Origin of the sequence: Paraclostridium bifermentans (assembly GCF_019916025.1) — a bacterium.
Taxonomy (GTDB): domain Bacteria; phylum Bacillota; class Clostridia; order Peptostreptococcales; family Peptostreptococcaceae; genus Paraclostridium; species Paraclostridium bifermentans.
On the sequence record NZ_CP079737.1, the window covers coordinates 2,472,791 to 2,489,145 of the forward strand.

A 16,355-nucleotide genomic window follows, 5' to 3' on the forward strand; every position below is an offset into this window, starting at 1 on the left:
TTCGGCATGATTAATGATTACTTTACACTTTTTTTGAAAAAATATTAAAATTTGTTTTATTCATATTTACATAAGTAAAATTTCCATTTTGACTTCTTTTATATTCTGCTATTTCTTTTTTTACGTCTAATATTTTTTCTTCAACTAAAACTTTAATTTCTTTATCTATGTAATATAATTTTTCTTTATATATTTTTCTAAATTCATTTATACTTTCATTTAATTCTAACTCATTTATTATACTTTCTCTTTTCTCAAAATATTCATCTAAGTTTTCTAATTCATCATATTTTAAAGCCTCTAATATTTCATTAGAGACTTGTTTATATAAATCTATATAATTTTCCATCTACATACCCATGGAATTTGTTAAATATGCCATTTGTGAATTCAACTTATTCATATTAGCTTCTAATCTAGCAAACTTTTTATATAAATCGCTTTCTTTTTCTTTCATTTTTCGATTTAAATTTTTAATTTGAGCTTCTTGTCTTTTTAATTGTTCTGAGAAAAGATTATTTACTGCTGATGATGTTTTTTCCATACCTGCTTTTTTTACAAATACAGAACCTGAGCTTCCTGCATACTTATAAGTTACATCTTTTATTTTGCCAAATGCTCCAGTTGTAGCTTTGTACACCAAATCGCCATCTTCTTTCAATGCTTTAGTAAATTTATCTACATCTAAATTAAGCTGACCTGGTTTGTTATAATCGTCATCACTCTTTATTCCTATATCACTTAGAGTTACACCCAAATCTCCTATAGGTTCAAATATAGCTTTCTTCATATCTTCCATAAAGCTTCTTAATTCCCTATCATTTTTAAGCATTCCTTCTTTTGCTTTTTTTTCCCATTTTTCTATTTCTTCTTCGCTCATTTCTTCCTTTTGAGCATCTGTTAAAGGTGGATAATCTCTATTTTTCTTTTCTGTTACATCTTTATAAATATCATCCATCATTTTATTATAATCATTTAAAAAGGCTTGTAGCTTTTCTACAGTTTGCTTAGTATCTTCACTTGATGACATAGATACTAAATCTCCATCAGGATTTATACCATTTACGTTATATGTAATATTATCTATTGTAAATGAATTACTCTCCTCTGTAATTGTGTTCAATGCAGTTTTCCCATCTTTATCATACACTGTAACTTTATTATTACTTCCTTGTATAGCTTGGGTAGTTATTGCTTGTGTCTTTGGCTTAGATATACTAGCTATTCCACCAAAATTTTCGAAACTCAATACATCCTTAGATTGAATTTTAATTTCCCCTGTTGTTTCATCAAGAGTAGCACTAGTTCCAGGTATTTCTTTATTTATTTTATCTACTAGTGAAGATACTGTATCTTTTTCATCTATCTTTATTTCCTTACCATTTATTTTAAGAGGAGATGTTATCCCTTGTTCTAATAGTGGTTTATCTTTATCTAAATTAGTTATAGATACTTCACTATTATTTACATCTATACCCATTTTTTCAAATGCTTTTCCAGTTAATTCTATTCCCTTGTTAGAATTCGATGTAATTTTTAACTGACCATCTTCTAGTTTTGCTTTCACTCCCTTATCTGTAGCATTTATCTTATTAACTAAGTCAGAAATATTGTCACCTTCATCTATTTTAATAATATTTCCATTTATAGATATTTCGCCTTCTATACCTTGTTCTTTCAAAGTTTTATTTATATCTATTTTTTTTGATACAATACTAATAGATGTGTCTTTTAACATTCCTAATTTATTAAACAAATCACCTTGAACGTTTATACTCTGTGATTTACCTGTTTTGTTTCCTTCCACAGTAAACTTACCTGTCATTTCACTATATGTTGCTTTAATTTCTCCATTTGGAAATTTCTTATTTATTTTATCAACAATATCATTGATTTTATCTTTTCCGCTTATAGATATATTAACACCATTTATAGTTATTTCACTTTTACCATCTACAGATATAAATCCTTGTTCTTCCATAGTTTTGTTTTTATCTATTTTTATAGAACTGGTTTCTATCCTAGGTGGCTTTGCCATTTCATCAACTTTAAATTTATAATCAATTTTATTTGCCCCAGCTCCAGCAACTGCACTTATAACATTACTATTGGAACTATTTATCATAACCGTGCTGAACACTTTGCTACCTAATATAAAATCAGGTGAAGTCGCACTAAAGTATTTATCATAAAGCCCTTTAACATTTTTTATAATTTCTCTGTAACTTTCTTGTTGCCATTTAGTTATTTGTTCTTTTTGTTTTGCTTTATCTACTTTGTTTTGCTCTCCAGTTAACATATCTTTTATCATTTGATCTGTATCCATACCTGTTGCAAGTCCTGGTATTCTTGTTGAGCTAACTGATTTTACTGAAGACATAATATTTCCCCCTTTCTATAATCCTTTTGCTTTTTTTGAAACTTCATGCCACATGTCTCTAACATCTTCTATTAATGGTAATACCTCATCGATTATATTTATATCTTTTTTCATATTAGCATCTGCTAGTTTATTTTTTATAAATTCATAAAGATTAAATAAATCTTGTACAAAACTGCCTGAACTCATATCTAAAGTTGCCATAAGTTCGGTAAATATATCTTGAACTCTAATAAGCTCTTTATGCGCTCTTTGAATATCCTTTTTCTCTATTGCAATTTTTGCTATCTTAGTATATTTAACTGCGCCATCTACTAACATAAGTAATAACTGCTCTTTAGATGCCATATTTATTGAATTTTGCTTATATGTATTGTATGGATTTGCTGCGTACATTGTATTCCCCCTACTTCAGAAGTTCTAATAAATCTAAGTTGCTACTTGTAGCATTTTTATTTTCTTCTTTTACTTTTTCATATACTTCTTTTCTAAGTATTGTCATACTTTTGGGAGCATCTATAGCTATTTTCACACTACCATCATCAATTTTGGTTACTTTAATTTCTATGTCGTCTCCTATAAGTATAGATTCTCCTTTTTTTCTAGTTACTACTAGCATTTTGCTCACTCCTTATTAAAGGATGTTTTGTTTCATATTTATCAGTTTGTAAAATATATTGTCTTCCTAAATTACTTTTTATATTTATAATTATAGGTGCTTTTAAGTTTATAGTACTTTCTTGTAATGTTTTCCCTAATGTAATTATAGTTAAAACTAAAACATCTTCAGGATTCTCTATTTGAAGTTCTTTTATAGTTTCATCGTTTAAATTTATTTCGTAATCCTTATATATCTCAAAAGGGCTAGTTGTTACAAAACTTATATCTTCTTCTTTAGATTTTAATATTTTAAATTTTTCATTATTTTCTAAATTTTCTAACTCAAAACTTAACAACAACTCAAATCCAGGTAATCCTTTTTTAAAAGTTAGTTCCATAATTCTACTCCTATCTTAAATAATCTAATATTGTAGGTTGTAACAACTTAGATCCAACTTGTAATGTTGCATTATATATCATCTGAGCTTCTTTTAATTCCATAAATTTATCAGCATAATTAACATCTTGCATCAGAGAAAATGTACCTTTCATTTCTAGTATATTTTCTTCATTACTATCTTTAACCGCACTTACTGTATTAGTTTTTGCTCCAATTAACGATCTATTATTTAATACATCATTCATATAGTCTCCTAAATCAGAAGATAATTTTTTAATCTCATCCATATCTACAGGATCTGAATTAAGTTTTTGAACTACATCATTTAATATGTCTAGCCCACTTTTTTTCCCTGTTTCTTTTCCTGTTGTACTTGTTATATTGTTTATAGTTAAGTTATAGTCCATAGTTATACCATCTGATATTTCACTTTTTAAAGATGCATCTAACCTAGCACTTAAGTTAGGATCTACATTACCATCTTTATCAGTATTATTTACAATAATTTTTGCAAGTCCACTAGTTGGATCTGTTTCTACTCTTACAGGTGGCTGATCTGTTGCACTACCTCCAAATACATACTTTCCTGCATAAGTTGTATTCATAGCTTCTCCAACTTGTTTGATTTTTTCATTTATTTCCGTTTGAACAGCTTTAATTTCATCAGGTCCAAATGTCCCCTGTATAGAAGTTAAAAGTGTTTTTATTTCACTTGTTAAGTTTCCAACTCTATCCAGCGATTCATCTGTTATATCTAACCAACCTGTTATCTCATCACAGTTATAATTATATTTTTCAACATTATTTATTTCACCTTGAACATTCATTATCTTAACAGTTTTGAATGGATCATCTGATATTTTATTTACTTGTTTACTTTTATTTAATTGAGTATTTAATTTATCCATACTTTGCAGATTATTTTGAAGATCTCTTAAATATGTACTCATAACATTTCCATTAGTTATTCTCATTTTTTCACCTCTTTATTATCTTACTAACCCATTTACAACTACATCTAGCAAAGAATCTATTGTAGATATAACTTTTGCACTAGCATTATATGCATGTTGAAATTGAATAAGGTTTATCATTTCCTCATCCATAGAAACACCCGATACACTTTTTCTTGAGTTATCTATACTTAATAACATTTGACTTTGATTTTTTTCTTCTCTGATTACAGATTGAGATGATTGTCCTAGATTTTGTACCATATTGTTGTATAGGTTATTTATAGTCATTTCTTTTTCATTTGGAGCTTTTCCAAATTTAACTTTTTCATTTTTTAAATTGTACATTTTTAATGCCATATCAGCAGTCATCTTTAAATTAGATGGATCTTTTTCTATATCTTTATTTAATTTCATTTTTACAAACTTAGTTTCAACATTAGGTGGAGTTCCAACATCAATAGTTTCTATCTCAAATAAACTCGGATTTTTCTTTTCAGCATCACTAAGAACTCCATCCCCATCAGTATCTTTATATATTTTATTAACACCATCTGCTATACCTTGTGCTAATTCTCCAATTTGACTTTTGTAGCTTTCAAGCTCTTTACCCATCTTTATTGTTCCAGCTAACTCACCTGAAACTTCATCTCCAGCTTCTACAAGTTTTTGCATTTCTTTTAAATCATCTTGACTAAAGTTTCCATCTTTTATTAAATCTTGAACCTTAGGGTTATTTAAATTCATTTTAAAACTTAAATCATCTAGTATTCTATCTCTTTCATCTAGTAAATCATTTGGTGTTTTACCTGAACCTTCTACTATTTTTATATTTTTATTTAATTCTTCTAAATTAGAAAGCATATTGTTTATATCATTCATTATATTGTCTTGTTGCTTTGATAGTGAATCTTGTATACTATCTAGTTTTTCATGAACTTTATTTATATTATTAACTAGATATTTTGCATTTTCTATTACTACGTTCTTTGCACCTACACTATCTGGATCTTTGGATAATTCATGCCATCCGTTGAAGAAATTATTTAAAGATGCTGAAATTGCAGTGTCAGATGGTTCGTTAAATATAGTTTCCATATTCTTATAATAGTCATATTTTATATTGGTTTCTCCATAATTATGAGATTCGCTTCTAAACTGAAAATCATAAAACGTATTTCTTATTCTTATAACATCTGAAGCTTCTACTCCAGTTCCTAATTGACCTGCACCTAATTGGCTATTATACCCAGGATAGCTGTATGCACTTCTTGCTTTTTGATCTACTCTCTGTCTTGAATATCCCGGAGTATTTAAATTATTGATATTGTGAGAAGTCGTTTGTATTGATGCTTGACTTACGCTCATACCAGTTCTTGCTGATTGTAAACTACCTAATAATCCTGACATATATTCCCTCCGCTTATTTTTTTATTTTCCTAATTGTCCACTATAATTATATGTACCTATGCCTTGACTTGGTTTTAATACATTTAACATTTTTTTATTAAAAAATAACTTTTGTTTCAAAATTACATCATTAGATTCTTTTTGAATTTCTATCATTTTTATAGTTTGTTTAATTTCTTCATATGCTTCTTTAATATTTTTATCATCACTTTCTTCTATTAAAGATCCCATACTAAAATCAGATCCAACTATATTCCTTCTTTGTATTTCTAACTTTGCTACATTTCTTGATGCATTTTCTAATTTTTTAGCTACTTTTTCTAATAATTTAACATCTTTTCCAAGTATTAAATCATATTGTTCATCTAATAAATTTAATAATTCTCTAAATAGTTTTCTTTGCTCGTATATTATAACTTTTAACTCTGGCTTCAATTTATTCCCCCCTACAATTTTTCTACTATCTTCTTAGCTAAAATTCTAGAATCTACTTTATAAGTTCCACTTTCAATTTCATTTTTAAGACGGTTAATTTTTTCCATATCCATTGGCTCTTCTTTCGAATTTACTTTACTCAAATATTTTCCCAAATCTGATATTTGAATGCTATCAGTATTATTTTTATTTTTACTTTCATTATTATTTTTTAGTTTATCCATTTTATATATGCTATTGAATACTACATGTTTATCATTAGTAATTTTCAAAATACTACCTCCTCAAGAATTTTAATATTCTTCTTGCATTGATTTTATCTTTGATAATCTTACCGCTATTTTATCATTTATTATCATACTTTCTCCACTTGCTATAGTAACTCCATTTATACTTATATCTAATGGCTCTTCTAAGTATTTGTCTAATGCTAAAACGTCACCTTCTTTAAGGTTTACTATACTAGATATTTTCACACGAGTACTTCCCACTAAAACGTCCAGTTCCATTTCTGCATGTGATATAGCCTCTATAGCATTTATAGATTCTAAATTTCCAGTTTGTAATTGTGCAAACTTAGGTTCATATATATCTTTCACTTCATTTTTAATTTGCATAAATGTCTCTCCTTATATTACGAATATAGATCAATTAAAAGCCCGTTAATATTATCTATTTCTGAAATAATATCTATATTATCCTTTTCATTTTCTAAAACAGACTTAGTTAAGTTCTCTAATTTTTCATCAACTACTTTTACTGTTTTAAAATAATTATTGCTCCAAAAAGAATCTTTTTTATCTGTCTCATATGTGTAATCAACTACAGACTTTAAATATTTTTGTATAGCTTGCTTATATCTAATGACATGTGAATACCCTCTTGTATTTGCTAAGTCTTTTCCTATGTCTTTAATTTGATTTAAATATCTATCTACCTCTTCTTTGCTTTTAGATATACTCACCTTATTGAAACTATCACTAAAGCTTAGTGACTGCTTTGGCTTCTTTATATCTATTGAACTATTTTCACTAGAAATTTTAAATTCTCTTATTTTCATATTTACCTCTAAATTAATAAAATTCCCCTACAGTTAATTCGTCCTCTGTTGTAAGTTTTTCTTCTTTTACTGACTCAATTAACTCATTTAAATCCATAGGTTTATAAAAATAGTATCCTTGTACTAAATCACATTCCATACTTTTTAATCTTAAATATTCCTTTTCTGTTTCTACACCTTCTGCAACAACAGTTGTTTGAGTTGTGTGAATCATATTTATTAAACTTTCAACAAACATGGGGTTTCTATTTGAATATTCAACTAAGGATTTATCTATCTTTATTTCATCTACATTATAATTTTTTATATAGTTAATTGAGTTGAATCCTTTTCCAAAATCATCTATTGATATTTTTATTCCAGTTTTTTTAATATTATTTATTATATCATTTATCTTTATTATATCTTCTATATTTTCACTCTCTGTTATTTCTAACTTTAAAGATTTAGAATCAAATTTAGTATCTTCTAATATTTCAATTATATCACTTATAAAATCTTTTTCTTCTAATTGTAGTGGCGATATGTTTACTGATAAATCTATATTTGTGTTTAATTTTTTATTTAAGTAATTTATACCTATACAAGCCTTCTCTAGTATCCATTTGCCTAAAATATTTATATATCCACAATCTTCTGCAAAGGATATTATTTTTTCAGGGTGTATATATCCATGTGTTTTACTAAACCATCTTATTAAAACTTCTACACCTACTATTTTTTCTGTATTTAAATCTATTTTAGGTTGGTAATGCAACTTAATTTCATTACTCTTTATTGCACTCTCTATCGATTGTATACTTATATGTTCTTCGTATGTATCATTATATATCCCAACCCTATTCCCCTTGCTAATTAAATTTTTCATGCATATATCTAATTTGCTAATAGAATAAGCTATGTCTAAATCATCATTTTTGTATATAACTGCAGCTATATTAAAATTGATGTAAACCTTATATATATCTTTTATTTCTTTTGTTAATATAGATTTGATTTCTTCCATGAATTCATAAATTCTCTCATTATTTGTATTCGTCTTATGAACTATAAAATCAAAACTTGAAAGCCTAGCTATTACTGCATTTTCACAATTACAGTTTTCCTCTAAACAAATAGCTATAAATCTCATCAATGTGTCTCCAATTTCCATTCCATAATGTACATTCACAAAATTTATCCCATCTACATTAATCTTTATAATGGTTCCATTTGGCTTATTTGATATATAGTCAAAAAAGTAATCCTTATTGTATATACCTGTTAACGTATCTTTTTTATTCATATGTGCTCTTACATTATTTTTAATTTCTATCAATTGCTTGTAGTTCATATTTACCCCCTTGCGCAAAAATCGCTAGATGTATATTTAAGTATCTACAAGGTAATATTTAGTTTATCCCTTATAATATTTCATAACTTTAGGCACATAATTTTGTGTTTCTTTTGGCATTAAATATATATCTTCTGGAGAATTAACTCCTCTTTTTCTCATTCTTGTCGGTCCTCCATTATACGCCATTAAAGCCATTTTCGTATCGCCATTGTACTTATCTAAATATTCTTTTATATGTCTTGTTCCACCATCTATATTTTCATATATATCATATGGGTTTTTAACACCTAGATCTCTACAATTTTCAGGCATAAGTTGCATTAAACCTTTAGCTCCTGCTTTTGATGTACACTTGGGATTAAAATCTGATTCTACTTTTATTATTGATCTTATTAAATTTTCATCAACCCCATATTTCTTAGATGATATAGCTATAGCATTTTCTATTTGTGCATTTACATCTTTATTTTTAGATGTTGATGTAAGTTTATTACTATTATGCATAGAGTTTACTGTATCTAAGTTTTCAGTTTTATTATTTGATGTTTGTATATTGTTATTATTATGATTACAACATGTACAACAATTGTTTACATATTGATTAGTTCTGCCTTGCGGCGTATTTGCTACTGCTTTTAACAAACCTAATATTAACATATCAAATGCTTGTCCGCTCTCTGTGTTACTGTAAGTTTTATAACTATTGTTATTTGACATTAATGCTGTCATTTTTAATAAATCTATATTGTCAATCATTTTATCACCTCTAATATATACTTATAAATAGTTATACGACATGTATTTTTAAAAGTTTAGTGTAGTTATTTAAATTTTAATAAGTAGTTGAGAAAAAGGATAGGTGTTCACTTCCTTCAGACAAACTCCTTAAAATCGGACTTTAAGTCTTTCTTCAGTTGAACACCTATCATTTTTATATTTAAGTTTTTAAGTTTATTAGAAAAAAGGGAAGTGTCCACTTCCTTCAGACAAGCTCCTTAAAACCGGACTTTAAGTCTTTCTTCAGTTGAATACTTCCCTTTTTTCTTGTTTTATTAGGATTTAATTTTTTAATATAAAACTTATATTTTTACTTGATTTGAGTTACTGTGTATCCCATACTTTCAAGATTTTTTAATATACTATTTTCCCCGAAGAAGTGAAGAGCTCCTACTGACACAATATATTTTTGTTTTTGTTTTGCTAATTCATCAATTTTCTTTGCCATTTGTTCGTCTCTTTTTAGATATTGTGTTTCATACTCTTTTGAGTTTTCTTTTTGTAGTTTATTAGCTTCTTGTTCCATATATCCAGTATCTCCTTTTATAAAGGCATACATATTTTCATTCATATCTTTTGTTGTATCTTTTAATGTTTTTGAGCTGAACGTATTTACAAATTCTTTCAAATCTTGTGTTGATTTTTTTAGTATATCTACTTGAGTTTTATTGCTCTCTAGTGATACTATTTTCTTTTTATCTTCATTAAACTTATTTGCTAAGTAGCCATTTAATGAAGTTCCTGTTAAACCTGCTTTTTCTGCTTCTACTTGTTTAACTAATGATAAAAATCCACTTGGGCTTAGATTTTCAACTTCTTTATATTTTAATTCTAATGATTCTAATATTTTGTCTAACTTACCTTGTTCTTCTTTTGTAAGTAAGTCCTTTAGTTTTTTATCTTTTAAATATATTTCCTGTTTTTGTTGTTCTTGAAGTTCTTTTACTACTTTTTGATCTTTAAAATTTATTTCAAGAGCTAAAGCATCTGTCTCTTTCAATATTTTTTTCATTGTTTCGTTATTATAATCTAAATTTGGTTTACTTGGTTGCATAGACCCAGTTAAATATATAGTATCATTTCCTTTTTTAGCTTCCCAGAAAAACCCTTTCATAGGTACTGTTGACTTTCCTGAAGTTCCGCTTTGATTGGTATTACTACTTTTATTTGTACATCCTACTCCTAGGACTAAAATTACAATTGGTAGTGTTAATAATAGTAACTTCTTTATAAATTTCATGTAAATCCCCCCTTGTCAGTTATATTATGTTGTTATAATTGTAACATAGTTTTTTATTTATTGCGAATTTTAAGTATCCTACTTACTTAGATAAAAAAAGATGACTCCCTATTTTTTGAAAGTGGTTAATATATAAGTTGTAGATACCTTTAAAGCATCTTTTCAGCTTTGGTATCAAAACTTATATATTATCTACTTTCATTTATATTAAGTCATCTTTTTATTATTTTTTTAACTTTTTCTTTATCATATCTATTGCCATATCTACTTCTTCTACTTTAAATACTATTATAAGCGCAAAGTATACGACTCCACCCATACCTACAGCAGCTCCTAACGAAATTGCTTCTTGTATAAATCCTAATCCTAGCATTCCAAATAAAAACTTATATACAAAATATGTTACGACTCCCATTACAAGTGATGCTATTAGCGTTTTTATAAATGTAGCTCTTATTTTATCTTGTCCATAATATCCAATTTTTTTCTTTAAACTTCTAAAAAATAAAATTATACATATTATTGCCGATAAACTTGTTGCTAGTGCTAACCCTCTATGTCCCATAACTTTTACTAAAATTATATTAAGTACAATGTTTAAAGCGACTGCTATCATACCATTTATCATTGGTGTTTTGGTATCTTTTAATGAATAAAAAACTTTACCCAGTATATCTCTTAATCCAAATCCAACCATTCCAACTGAATAAAATACTAAAGCAGTTGCTGTTAATACCGTAGATCTGTCATCAAACGCTCCTCTTTCAAACAGTATTCTAACAACTGGCGTTGCAAGGACTATAGCTCCAACCGATGCTGGTAAAACTAGTAAATTAACACAGTTTACACTATTAGCTACTGATTCTGCAAATTTTTCATTATTATTTTCAGTTGATAATTTAGATAAGGTTGGATATATAACTGATCCTAAAGTGGCTATAAATAGCCCCATAACAAATCCATTTAATCTATTTGCATTATTTAAAGCAGTTATTACTCCATCTCCAAGTCCTGATGCTAAACTTCTGTCTACCATTGCATTTACTTGGTTAACTGCAACTCCTATAAATACTGGCATCACTAGCCATAACATTTTCTTTAAGTATTCATCTTTTAAATCAATTCTAGGTTTAAACTTATACCCTTTCTTTATAGCAAACGGAACTTGAAATAAAAATTGAGATGCCATTCCAACTAATGTTCCTATCGCTAATATATATATTTTTTTTGTTAATGCTGCCATTATTATAGATGCAATTATTATAATATTATTTGGAAATCCTATCATTCCAGGAACAGTAAAGTCCCCTTGAATTTGTAAGTATGATGTCATCAAGTTACTTAATCCTATAAATACAACTCCGCCAATCATAATTCTTACAAATTTAACTGCTAGCACTAACTTTTCTCCAGTATAATGCATTGCAAACATCTTTACCAAAGGTTCTGCAAATACATAACCTAAAATAGCTAATAATATGCTTAGTATTACTAATATACACATTATATTGTTTGAAAATTGTAAAGCTCTTTTTTCACCTTTTTCATTTAAAACTTCTTGATATAATGGTATGAATGTTGTACCTAAAGCTATACCTATAGATGCAAATAAAACTAACGGTATGTTCATCGCTACTATATATACATCACTATATGCACTTGTCCCATAAAAATATCCTAATATAATTTCCCTTCCAAATCCTAATACTTTTGACAACATCGTAACTACCATAAGCCAAAATGCTGATTTCGCCAAATTACTCATAATTTCCTCCTAGTTCTAATTTCGCCTAAACTCTATTATATAAAATATTTTTAAAAATAAAAAGACTAAGCATTGCAACATTTTATCATTTTAAGTTACATTTTAGTGATTATTTATTGCATAATATAACCTACAACTATATTTTATTGGAATTTTATACCTTTTATCATTTGTAGACTTTTGTTGAAAAATGTTATATCATAGCTATTGATTAACTTTTAAATAAAAGAGAGGTGTTAAGTTTTGGATGAAAATATAGTACAATCAGTTACTGAAAATGTTGAAAAAATAAGTAACATGCCTTTAGATATAATAACTCATAAGTTTTTAAACTGGATTACAACTTTTGGTGCTAAACTTATTATAGGATTACTTGTTATATTTATAGGTTTAAAAGTTATAAAAAAGGTTGTTAAGCACTTTACAACTTTCCTGCAAAAGAAATCTGTTGATGTAACTCTTACTAAGTTTTTACATGCATTTGCTGAAGTGACATTAAAAGCATTCCTATTTTTAATAATACTTGGATATTGGGATGTTCAATTAACAGGACTTGCTGCATTGGTGGCTTCTGGAGGGGTTGCTATTGGTTTAGCTCTTCAAGGAAGTTTATCTAACTTTGCAGGAGGTTTTATAATACTTTTAATTAGATCTTTTAAAGTTGGTGACTATATAGAAACAGGAATTTATCAAGGAAGCGTTGAAGAGATTGGTTTATTCTATACTAAGCTTACAACAGTTGATAATAAGTTAATATTAATTCCTAATGGATCTTTATCAAATGGTAGCTTAGTTAACTACTCTGCCAAAGAAAAAAGAAGAGTAGATTTAACTTTTAGTGTTAGTTATGAAAATAATGTAAATCATGTTAAAGATGTTTTAATTGATGTTGTTAAAAAACAAAATTTTGTTTTATCTGATCCATCTTTTTTTGTAGGTATAACTGCCCATGGACCTAGCTCTATAGATTTTACAGTTAGAGTATGGTGTAAATCTGAACATTACTGGGATATTCATGGTAGTTTATTAGAAGAAGTTAAAATAAGATTTGATAAGGAAAATATTAGTATACCTTATCCTCAAATGGATGTGCATATAAAGAAATAATTTCAAGGGTAAATAATAAGCTTTGCTTCCAAAGCTTATTATTTACCCTTAATTTTGATGTATTAATAATTAGTTTTATCAGATTCTTGTATTATCATTTCAAGTTCTTCAACTACTTTTTTATTATTTAAATCTTCATTCCCATGATTTACTCTGTGATTTAAAAATTCCATAAATTCCTTACCTAAATCATCTCTTTTTAATGCAAAGTCTACTGTAGCCTCTAAAAATTCTAATTTATTTCCAACATCGTATCTTCTACCTTCAAAGTTATATGCATATATTGCTTCATATTTACTTAGTGTATTTAATGCATCTGTTAACTGTATTTCTCCTCCCTTACCAGGGCTTTGATTTTTTAATACTTCAAAAACAGTCGGAGTTATTATATATCTACCTAATATAGCTATGTTAGATGGAGACTCATCAGATTTTGGTTTTTCTACTAAATTGTTAACTTTATAAACACCATCTTCTATATATTTCGCATCTACTATTCCATATTTTTCAATATCTTCAGTTTCTACTCTTTGAACCCCTAATATAGATGTATTATATTCATTGTATACATCTATTAGTTGTGCTAAGCAAGGTACTTCACTATCTACGATATCATCTCCTAAAAGTACAGCAAATGGCTCATCTCCTACAAAACTTTTAGCACAATAAATTGCATCACCTAAACCTCTAGGTTCTTTTTGACGTATGAAGTATATATCTGCCATATTTGATATATCTTTTACCATCTTTAACATTTCTGTTTTTCCTTTTTGTTCTAACTCTAACTCTAGTTCTATACTTCTATCAAAGTGATCTTCTATAGATTTTTTATTTTTCCCTGTTACTATTAAAATTTCTTCTATTCCTGAATTTACAGCTTCTTCTATTATATATTGTAGAGTTGGTTTATCAACTATAGGTAACATTTCTTTAGGTTGAGACTTTGTTGCTGGTAAAAATCTGGTTCCTAAACCTGCTGCTGGTATTATTGCTTTTCTTATTTTCTTTTTCATAATTGCCTCCGGATTTAACTCTTTTTTATAGTTTTATAAATACCCTTTTAATTTATGTATAAAAATATTTTTTATTTGGTATATTCATATAAAGGTTTTACTTCAATCTCCGTATAATTTATTTGAGGGTTATGCCATTGACCCTTCATCAAAGATTTTTGAAATCTTTTTTCCGCATTATTAACATGAGCCTAATTGTTAAAGTCTTGACTTTAATAATTAGGCTCATATTACTTTAATCATGAAGCTATAGTGCATAAGGTTAAATATATAGTTTGAACAAACGCTTATATTTAATTTTCTAGTTTAGTTATTCTATATCCTTTTTCTTCTAATTGCTTTAATATGCTGTCTTTCCCAAAATAATGCAATGTCCCAACTGCTACAACATATCTCTTATCTCCTTGTGCTAATTTATCAATTTCATTGGCCATATCTATATTTCTATTTTTGCTTAACTTTTCGTATAGTTCTTTATTTGATTTACGCAAATCTTCAGATCTTTTTTCCATATACTCCGAATCACCTTTTATAAATGCATTCCCAATTTCATCCATAGTTTTTTCACCTTTTCCAACTAAATCCGAGTTATACTCCGCTAAAAAAGTTTTAAGACTACCTGTTAATTCATATACTAATTTGAAATGCTCATCTGTATTTTCAAGCCCTACTATATCTTTCTTATTAGTATCATAAATTTCTTGTAACCATTGATCTGAGCTATATATAAATCCACCCTCTTCTTCTTGTTTTTCTTCAATATATGAGGAAAAGCCATCAGGACTTAGATACTTGACTTCATTGTACTCAATATTAAAATCTTTTAAAACCTTATCAAGTTTAACTTGTTCTTCTTTAGTTAATAAATCTTTTAATTCTCCTTTTTCTATATATAGATTTTCTTTATCTATCTCCTGAGCTTTCTCTAATACTTCTTTATCATTTAAGTTTACTTCTAGTGCCAGTGCATCCGTATTATCTAAAATTTTCTCCATTGTTGAATTTAAATAATTTATATTTCCTTTTGCCGGATGCAATGTTCCTACCAAATAAACTACTTTATTATCTTTTTTTGCTTCCCAAAAAAATCCCTTTGCCTTGTCTTTTTGTATATCTATTTTTGCCTGCGCACTTGCACTACATCCAACTAAAAATGATGGTACTATTATTAACAACATCACTATTACTAGATTTTTCAACCTATTCACATTATTCCCCCCTTATAATTTGCCCCTTTGACATAGATTATAGCATAGATTTTTCAATATGCAATATTTAACAAAATTCACTATATTTTGCTAAAAATCAATAAAAAAAGTTAGTAGTTTATAAAATACTAACTTTTTTTATTGATTTTATCACTTTATATTTCTATTTTAATGTCAAATCTATTCCTGCAGTCTTACTTAAATCATATTCATCACTATTTCCATTGTCTTTATATGGATGCATATACCTAACTTCAAACTCTATGTCATCTGCTTTATATGTAACTGCTGTTACCCCAACCTCACTTTCATAAGTTCTATCAATTTCTTTTACACCTTCTGGTAAAATTCCTTTTACATATTCTAGAGAACCTTCCATACTGCGTTGTATCGGTTCTAATTCGCTACTATACGATGCTGCAGCTAACTTTTGTACTAATTCTTGTATATTGACTTCTTTTCCTGTTTCTTGTTTATCTTCTATAGTTTTATTTGACTTACTACATCCAACTGTAAATATAAATAATATCAATAATATCCCTATACTAGCTAATCTTACATTCATATAAATTTCCCCTTGATTGTTAAATTTTTAATTTTTATATTCATTATATTATACTATATATTTTTACTAATATAAATTCATATTTTACTTGGTGTATCTCTAAACT

Annotated in this window: 19 protein-coding genes; 1 reads left to right on the forward strand and 18 read right to left on the reverse strand. The window is 27.4% G+C overall.

The genetic code is table 11. The features are described from left to right. Window positions 1–22 precede the first annotated feature (22 nt). The 15 genes from KXZ80_RS11895 to murJ form a co-directional block, all read right to left on the reverse strand. Window positions 23–349: a hypothetical protein gene (locus KXZ80_RS11895; protein WP_021433682.1), complete on the reverse strand. Its 327-nt coding sequence runs from the start codon at window positions 347–349 to the stop codon at window positions 23–25. Then, window positions 350–2,380: a flagellar filament capping protein FliD gene (gene fliD / locus KXZ80_RS11900; protein WP_021433683.1), complete on the reverse strand. Its 2,031-nt coding sequence runs from the start codon at window positions 2,378–2,380 to the stop codon at window positions 350–352. Window positions 2,381–2,395: 15 nt separating this feature from the next. Beyond that, window positions 2,396–2,776, reverse strand: a complete 381-nt coding sequence (fliS, locus tag KXZ80_RS11905) for a flagellar export chaperone FliS (protein WP_021433684.1) — start codon at window positions 2,774–2,776, stop codon at window positions 2,396–2,398. 10 nt (window positions 2,777–2,786) lie between these two features. Next, window positions 2,787–2,999 (reverse strand): carbon storage regulator CsrA, encoded by a 213-nt coding sequence (gene csrA, locus KXZ80_RS11910; RefSeq protein ID WP_021433685.1) that lies wholly within the window; start codon window positions 2,997–2,999, stop codon window positions 2,787–2,789. Further along, window positions 2,983–3,378 carry a flagellar assembly protein FliW gene (gene fliW / locus KXZ80_RS11915; protein WP_021433686.1) on the reverse strand — a complete coding sequence of 132 codons (396 nt, stop codon included), beginning with the start codon at window positions 3,376–3,378 and terminating at the stop codon, window positions 2,983–2,985. The genes csrA and fliW overlap by 17 nt, the downstream gene beginning before the upstream one ends. A gap of 10 nt (window positions 3,379–3,388) precedes the next feature. After that, the gene (locus KXZ80_RS11920) at window positions 3,389–4,354 is read right to left on the reverse strand and encodes a flagellin N-terminal helical domain-containing protein (protein WP_021433687.1); all 966 of its coding nucleotides are present in this window, start codon (window positions 4,352–4,354) and stop codon (window positions 3,389–3,391) included. A 15-nt stretch (window positions 4,355–4,369) separates the two neighbouring features. Beyond that, window positions 4,370–5,743, reverse strand: coding sequence for a flagellar hook-associated protein FlgK (gene flgK / locus KXZ80_RS11925; RefSeq protein WP_021433688.1), 1,374 nt, complete (start codon window positions 5,741–5,743; stop codon window positions 4,370–4,372). A gap of 21 nt (window positions 5,744–5,764) precedes the next feature. Then, window positions 5,765–6,178, reverse strand: coding sequence for a flagellar protein FlgN (locus KXZ80_RS11930; protein WP_021433689.1), 414 nt, complete (start codon window positions 6,176–6,178; stop codon window positions 5,765–5,767). A gap of 11 nt (window positions 6,179–6,189) precedes the next feature. After that, window positions 6,190–6,450 (reverse strand): flagellar biosynthesis anti-sigma factor FlgM, encoded by a 261-nt coding sequence (gene flgM / locus KXZ80_RS11935; protein WP_021433690.1) that lies wholly within the window; start codon window positions 6,448–6,450, stop codon window positions 6,190–6,192. 21 nt (window positions 6,451–6,471) lie between these two features. Beyond that, window positions 6,472–6,795 (reverse strand): FliM/FliN family flagellar motor switch protein, encoded by a 324-nt coding sequence (locus tag KXZ80_RS11940; protein ID WP_021433691.1) that lies wholly within the window; start codon window positions 6,793–6,795, stop codon window positions 6,472–6,474. A gap of 17 nt (window positions 6,796–6,812) precedes the next feature. Beyond that, window positions 6,813–7,238: a YaaR family protein gene (locus KXZ80_RS11945; RefSeq protein WP_021433692.1), complete on the reverse strand. Its 426-nt coding sequence runs from the start codon at window positions 7,236–7,238 to the stop codon at window positions 6,813–6,815. 13 nt (window positions 7,239–7,251) lie between these two features. Further along, window positions 7,252–8,571 (reverse strand): EAL domain-containing protein, encoded by a 1,320-nt coding sequence (locus KXZ80_RS11950; protein WP_021433693.1) that lies wholly within the window; start codon window positions 8,569–8,571, stop codon window positions 7,252–7,254. Window positions 8,572–8,634: 63 nt separating this feature from the next. Next, on the reverse strand, window positions 8,635–9,330 hold the full coding sequence (locus tag KXZ80_RS11955; RefSeq protein ID WP_021433694.1) for a lytic transglycosylase domain-containing protein: 696 nt from the start codon (window positions 9,328–9,330) through the stop codon (window positions 8,635–8,637). A 331-nt stretch (window positions 9,331–9,661) separates the two neighbouring features. Next, a complete protein-coding gene (locus KXZ80_RS11960; protein WP_021433695.1) occupies window positions 9,662–10,591 on the reverse strand; it encodes a TraB/GumN family protein in 930 nt (309 codons plus the stop codon). Window positions 10,592–10,814: 223 nt separating this feature from the next. Beyond that, a complete protein-coding gene (gene murJ, locus KXZ80_RS11965; protein ID WP_021433696.1) occupies window positions 10,815–12,356 on the reverse strand; it encodes a murein biosynthesis integral membrane protein MurJ in 1,542 nt (513 codons plus the stop codon). A 243-nt stretch (window positions 12,357–12,599) separates the two neighbouring features. Between murJ and KXZ80_RS11970 the strand changes: the two genes are divergently transcribed. Next, a complete protein-coding gene (locus tag KXZ80_RS11970; RefSeq protein ID WP_021433697.1) occupies window positions 12,600–13,463 on the forward strand; it encodes a mechanosensitive ion channel family protein in 864 nt (287 codons plus the stop codon). Between the two features lie 62 nt (window positions 13,464–13,525). Here the strand turns inward: KXZ80_RS11970 and galU are convergent, their stop codons facing one another. From galU to KXZ80_RS11985, 3 genes are all read right to left on the reverse strand, one after another. After that, window positions 13,526–14,476: a UTP--glucose-1-phosphate uridylyltransferase GalU gene (galU, locus tag KXZ80_RS11975; protein ID WP_021433698.1), complete on the reverse strand. Its 951-nt coding sequence runs from the start codon at window positions 14,474–14,476 to the stop codon at window positions 13,526–13,528. 293 nt (window positions 14,477–14,769) lie between these two features. Further along, window positions 14,770–15,684 carry a TraB/GumN family protein gene (locus KXZ80_RS11980; protein WP_021433699.1) on the reverse strand — a complete coding sequence of 305 codons (915 nt, stop codon included), beginning with the start codon at window positions 15,682–15,684 and terminating at the stop codon, window positions 14,770–14,772. A 163-nt stretch (window positions 15,685–15,847) separates the two neighbouring features. Then, window positions 15,848–16,249 (reverse strand): hypothetical protein, encoded by a 402-nt coding sequence (locus KXZ80_RS11985; RefSeq protein ID WP_021433700.1) that lies wholly within the window; start codon window positions 16,247–16,249, stop codon window positions 15,848–15,850. Window positions 16,250–16,355: the final 106 nt, after the last annotated feature.